The organism is Aeromonas sp. ZOR0002, from assembly GCF_963866995.1.
Classification (GTDB): Bacteria; Pseudomonadota; Gammaproteobacteria; order Enterobacterales; family Aeromonadaceae; genus Aeromonas; species Aeromonas caviae.
In genome coordinates, this window is record NZ_CAWMFQ010000386.1 from 6,045 (window position 1) to 11,865 (window position 5,821).

Annotated in this window: 3 protein-coding genes and 1 pseudogene; 1 reads left to right on the forward strand and 3 read right to left on the reverse strand. The window is 61.8% G+C overall.

What is annotated here, in order from left to right; genetic code table 11:
* From AACR77_RS21010 to AACR77_RS21020, 3 genes and pseudogenes are all read right to left on the reverse strand, one after another.
* Positions 1–235: pseudogene (locus AACR77_RS21010) on the reverse strand (ABC transporter permease); the annotation flags it as partial.
* 79 nt (positions 236–314) lie between these two features.
* On the reverse strand, positions 315–1,892 hold the full coding sequence (locus AACR77_RS21015) for an ABC transporter ATP-binding protein (protein WP_039039558.1): 1,578 nt from the start codon (positions 1,890–1,892) through the stop codon (positions 315–317).
* Positions 1,893–1,989: 97 nt separating this feature from the next.
* On the reverse strand, positions 1,990–2,988 hold the full coding sequence (locus tag AACR77_RS21020) for a BMP family lipoprotein (protein ID WP_041212138.1): 999 nt from the start codon (positions 2,986–2,988) through the stop codon (positions 1,990–1,992).
* Positions 2,989–3,400: 412 nt separating this feature from the next.
* Here AACR77_RS21020 and uvrD point away from each other — a divergent pair, with 412 nt between their 5' ends.
* A complete protein-coding gene (uvrD, locus tag AACR77_RS21025; RefSeq protein ID WP_042882217.1) occupies positions 3,401–5,572 on the forward strand; it encodes a DNA helicase II in 2,172 nt (723 codons plus the stop codon).
* Positions 5,573–5,821: the final 249 nt, after the last annotated feature.

The window sequence follows — 5,821 nt, forward strand, 5'->3', positions numbered from 1 at the left end:
CGTGGAAGGCCACCGCCACCGCCAGACCGGTGAAGATGAAACCGGTGGCGTAGTAGAGGGTGAAGCCTATCCCCTCGCCGGTGCCGAAGGCGCCGTACCACATGATTTCGGCTGCCTCGATGGGGCTGATGTCGAGGTAATAGAACAGGATGGCCGACACCAGGAAGGCCAGCAGGATATTGACTGCGGGCAGCACGCCCACGGATATCCAGGCAGGAACACGTGCTTGGCTCATGAATGGGCCTCCTTGATATCGTCGGGGACTGGTGTGTTGACCATCATCAGGCCGAATCCGTTACAAGTGGTTGTGACCTTCATGATGTGGCTCCTTGTGATTGGCTTGCCGCCACGTCGTCAGGAACTATGTTCGCCATCATCAGGCCGATGGTGCGTTCATCCGCCCTGGCGCCGTCCAGCTCGCCGACGATGCGGCCATCGGCGATGACCAGAATGCGGTCGGAGAGGCTCATGATCTCGTCCAGCTCCACCGACACCAACAGCACCGCCTTGCCCTTGTCGCGCATGGCGATGATCTGCTGGTGGATGTACTCGATGGCGCCGATGTCGACGCCCCGGGTCGGCTGGCCGACCAGCAGCACATCCGGGTCCTGCTCCACTTCCCGGGCGATCACCAGCTTCTGCTGGTTGCCGCCGGAGAAGTTGGCGGTCTTGTGCTCCGGGCTCGGCGGGCGCACGTCCCACTTGTCCATCTTGGCCTGGCAATCCTGGCGGATCGCCTCCTTGTCCTGCAGCCAGCCCTTGTTGTACTGGGCACGGCGGTGATAACCGAGGATGAAGGCCTCTTTCGCCTCGAAGCGGTTGATGAGCCCCATCTTGTGCCTGTCTTCCGGGATGTGGCCGAGGCCGAAGTTGCGCACCTGCTCCGGATCGGCCGGGTGGCTCTGGCTTACCTCGTGGCGCTGCGCCCCGGCGATGGTGAAGCCGCCCTTGCTGGGCTTGAGGATGCCGCCGAGCATGCTGAGCAGCTCGGACTGGCCGTTGCCGGAGACCCCGGCGATGCCGACCACTTCCCCCGCCCGCACTTCGAAGCTGACGGATTTGACCCGTTCCACCCCGGCGTCATCGACGTAAGAGAGGCCCTCGACCTTGAGCTTGGCCTCGCCCGGCTGGGCGGTGCCCTTGTCGACCTTGAGGCGCACCTTGCGGCCCACCATCAGCTCGGCGAGCTGCTCCTTGTCGGTGTCTTTGGTGGCGACATGGGCCACCATCTCCCCCCGGCGCATGATGGAGACCTGATCCGTGATGGCCAGGATCTCCCGCAGCTTGTGGGTGATGAGGATGACGGTCGCCCCCTGATCCCGCAGCTTTTTCAGCACCTCGAACAGGTGATCCGCCTCTTGCGGGGTCAGCACCCCGGTGGGCTCGTCGAGGATCAGGATGCGGGCACCGCGATAGAGCGCCTTGAGGATCTCGACCCGCTGTTGCAGGCCCACCGGCAGATCCTCGACCTTCTCGTGCAGCGGCACCTCGAGACCATAGTCCCGTGCCAGCTCGCCCAGCAGCTTCTCGGCGGCCGCCAGGCTCTTGCCCAGGCGCCAGCCGTTCTCGGCCCCCAGGATGACGTTTTCCAATACGGTAAAGTTGTTCACCAGCATGAAGTGCTGGTGCACCATGCCCACCCCGGCGGCAATCGCATCTTGGGAGCCATGGGGTTTGAACGGATTCCCGTCGATCAGCATCTCGCCTCTGTCGGCGTGGTAGAAACCGTAAATGATGCTCATCAGGGTCGACTTGCCGGCGCCATTTTCGCCGACGATGCCGTGAATGCTGCCTTTACGAACCTGAAGGTCGATCTGCTTGTTGGCGTACACGTCGCCGAACCGCTTATCGATACCCCTTAATTCGATGGCATAGCGATCTGTCTGGTCCATGATGCAGTCCTTGCGGGTCATGAAGTAGAGACTAAAAACCGGCCCGTACGGGCCGGTCTGGATTGAGAGTCGTAGCAGAGACTCGGTACTTGCAGGATCAGTACTTACAGGAGTTGTCGCTCATGTAGTCGTGCACCTTGATCTTGCCGGCGATGATGTCGGCCTTGATGCTCTCGACCTTGGCTTTCATTTCCGGGGTGATCAGCTTGGCATTGTTCTCGTCCAGCGCCCAGTCAACCCCGCCTTCGGCCAGACCCAGGGACTGGATGCCCGGCTTCCAGCTGCCCTTGGCGGCGTCATCCCAGCTCTTGTACGCGGCCAGACCCACGGACTTGACCATGGAGGTCAGCATGGTGCCCGGTTGCAGGTGGTTCTGGTTGGAATCCACACCGATGGCCAGCTTGCCTTCGTCCTTGGCAGCCTGATAGACACCGATACCGGTGCCACCGGCGGCGGCATAGACCACGTCGGCGCCCTTGGCGAACTGGGACTTGGCCAGTTCTGCACCCTTGGCCGGGTCGGCGAAGGCTGCCGGGGTGGAGCCGGTCATGTTCTGATAGACGTCGATCTTCGGATTGATGTACTTGGCGCCTTGCTCATAGCCGCACTGGAACTTGCGGATCAGCGGGATGTCCATGCCGCCCACGAAGCCGACCTTGCCGGTCTTGGAGGCGATGGCTGCCAGGGCACCCACCAGGAAGGAACCTTCATGCTCCTTGAAGATGAGGGACTGGACGTTCGGCTTGTCGACCACCATGTCGATGATGGTGAACTGGGTGTTCGGGAACTCGGTGGCAACCTTCTCTACTGCGGAACCCATGTTGAAGCCGACGGCGACGATGGGGCCGTTGCCACGGCTGGCCAGACGACGCAGGCCCTGCTCGCGCTGGGCTTCGTTCTGGGGTTCGAACTCCTTGACCTTGACGCCTTTGTCCTTGTTGTAGACTTCGACGCCGTTGCGGAACACGGCTTCGTTGAAGGACTTGTCGAATTTGCCTGCGGTGTCATAGATGACGGCGGGCTCGGAGGCTGCCTGGGCGGACAGGGCAGCGAGGGTGAGGGCGGCCACGGTGGCCAGCTTGAGCACTTTAGTCACGATCGTATCCTTGATTGTTATGTGAGGGTCCACAACCTGTCTTGGCAGGTCATAAAGCACGCTGGCTAACTGTAAGTGAGCCAGCCCGTTGGTCAAGGGGATCATAGAGGAAAAACGTTTGCGTTAACGGTTTGAAATATAAGCAAATTGCCTTATAAGTGTTTGTTTTATGGTGTTTTTGCAGAATTAAATTCCGTGATTAATAGGGCTCGATCGACATTTGTGTTTGGATTCATGACGTTAGGCGCAACCGTTTTCCTCCCCTGATGAAAAAACTGGCTTCCATCGGCACCAGCCCTGCGGCCTCATCGACGCCACGTTGGCGGGCGGGCTGGCCCCCGGCTGCTCACGGCTTGGTCTCTGGCGGCTCAGGCCGTATAATCCCCGCCTGTATAAATAAACAGGAGTGGTGATGGACGTTTCAACCCTGCTCGACGGGCTCAACGACAAGCAAAGAGATGCCGTTGCGGCGCCCCGCAGCAACCTGCTGGTGCTGGCCGGTGCCGGTTCGGGCAAGACCCGGGTGCTGGTGCACCGTATCGCCTGGCTGATGCAGGTGGAACGCTGTTCACCCTTCTCCATCATCGCGGTCACCTTTACCAACAAGGCGGCGGCCGAGATGCGCGGCCGGGTCGAGAAGGTGATCGGTGACGGCGTGCGCGGCATGTGGATCGGCACCTTCCACGGCATTGCCCACCGCCTGCTGCGGGCCCACCATCTGGATGCGGGCCTGCCGCAGGATTTCCAGATCCTCGACTCCGACGATCAGTACCGTCTCATCCGCCGGGTGCTCAAGGCGCTCAACCTCGACGAGAAGCACTGGGCTCCGCGCGCCGTGATGGGCTACATCAACGGCAAGAAGGACGAGGGGCTGCGCCCCGGCGACATCGATCTCTACGGCGACCCCGTCACCCGCACCTATCAGCAGATCTACAAGACCTACCAGGAGACCTGCGATCGCTCCGGGCTGGTGGATTTTGCCGAGCTCCTGCTGCGCGCCCACGAGCTGTGGCTGAACAAGCCGCACATCCTCGAGCACTACCGCGACCGCTTCCAGAACATCCTGGTGGACGAGTTCCAGGATACCAACGGCATCCAGTACGCCTGGCTGCGGATGCTGGCCGGCGACACCGGCAAGGTGATGATCGTCGGTGACGATGACCAGTCCATCTATGGCTGGCGCGGCGCCAAGATTGAGAACATCCAGCGCTTCCTGACCGACTATCAGGGCGCCGAGACCATCCGCCTCGAGCAGAACTACCGCTCCACCGCCAATATCCTCAAGGCCGCCAACAGCGTCATCGCCAACAACGCCGAGCGGCTCGGCAAGGAGCTGTGGACCGAGGGCGCCGAGGGGGAGCCGATTTCGCTCTATGCCGCCTTCAACGAGGTGGACGAGGCCCGCTTCGTGGTTGGCCGCCTCAAGGATTGGAAAGAGAAGGGGGGTCTGCTCGCCGACTGCGCCATCCTCTATCGCTCCAACGCCCAGTCGCGGGTGCTGGAAGAGGCGCTGATGCAGGACGCCATGCCCTATCGCATCTACGGCGGCCTGCGCTTCTTCGAGCGGCAGGAAATCAAAGACGCCATGGCCTACCTGCGTCTTATCAACAACCGTGGCGACGACGCCAGCTTCGAGCGGGTGGTCAACACCCCGACCCGGGGCATCGGCGATCGCACCCTGGAGATACTGCGAAACAACGCCCGCGATCAGGGCCAGAACCTGTGGCAATCGGCCAAGGCACTGCTCAATGACAAGGTGCTAACCGGTCGCGCCGGCAATGCGGTGCGCGGCTTTGTGGATCTGATCGACGCGCTGGAGGAGCAGGTCTCCCTGCTGCCCCTGCACCAGCAGGCGGATATCGCCATCCAGCACTCCGGCCTCAAGGCCATGTATCTGGCGGAAAAAGGGGAGAAATCCCAGGCGCGGGTAGAGAACCTTGACGAGCTGGTCACCGCCTGCCGTCAGTACCAGCGCCCGGACGAGCTGGAGGACATGAGCGATCTCTCCGCCTTCCTCGCCCATGCGGCGCTGGAATCCGGGGAGAATCAGGCGGACGAATACGCCGACGCGGTGCAGCTGATGACATTGCACAGCGCCAAGGGCTTGGAGTTCCCGCTGGTGCTGCTGGTCGGCGTCGAAGAGGGCATGTTCCCCAGCCAGCAATCCACCGAGGAGTCGGGCCGGCTGGAAGAGGAGCGCCGCCTCTGTTACGTCGGCATGACCCGCGCCATGGAGAAGCTCTACATCTGTTATGCGGAGAGCCGCCGCATCTACGGCCGCGAGATGTTCCACAAGCCGAGCCGCTTTATCCGCGAGATGCCCGCCGAGTGTCTGGAAGAGATCCGGCTGCGCACTCAGGTGAGCCGCCCCACCCAGTACGGCCGCTTTAGCCAGAACGAGGTGCAGCAGAGCTTCGACGCCAGCGGCATCAAGCTCGGCCAGCGGGTGCTCCATCCGAAATTCGGGGAAGGGATCGTGCTCAACTTCGAAGGGGTCGGCCAGCAGAGCCGGGTGCAGATCCAGTTCGACGACGTCGGCGCCAAGTGGCTGGTGACGGCGTATGCCAGATTGGAAGCGCTGTAAGGCGCAGCGCACACGCCATCAATAGCAAAAGGAGCCGTTGGCTCCTTTTTTGTCAGGACTGTAGGTTCGATTAGCGAAGCGTAATCGGACGTTCGCGTCATGGGGAAATTGTGTGCCTGGTTGTTGGCAGCACGGCTGGCGCCGTGCTGGACGCGAGGGCTGGGCCCTCGACAGGGTTTCGCCCGCCCTTCGGGCTTGGGCGAGTGGCTTTTCTTTGCGTGGCCAAAGAAAAGTCACCAAAAGAAAGGC

Coding starts and splice junctions, on each gene's coding strand:
- uvrD (WP_042882217.1), top strand. CDS start 3,401: ATGGACGTTTCAACCCTGCTCGACGGGCTCAACGACAAGCAAAGAGAT.
- AACR77_RS21015 (WP_039039558.1), bottom strand. CDS start 1,892: ATGGACCAGACAGATCGCTATGCCATCGAATTAAGGGGTATCGATAAG.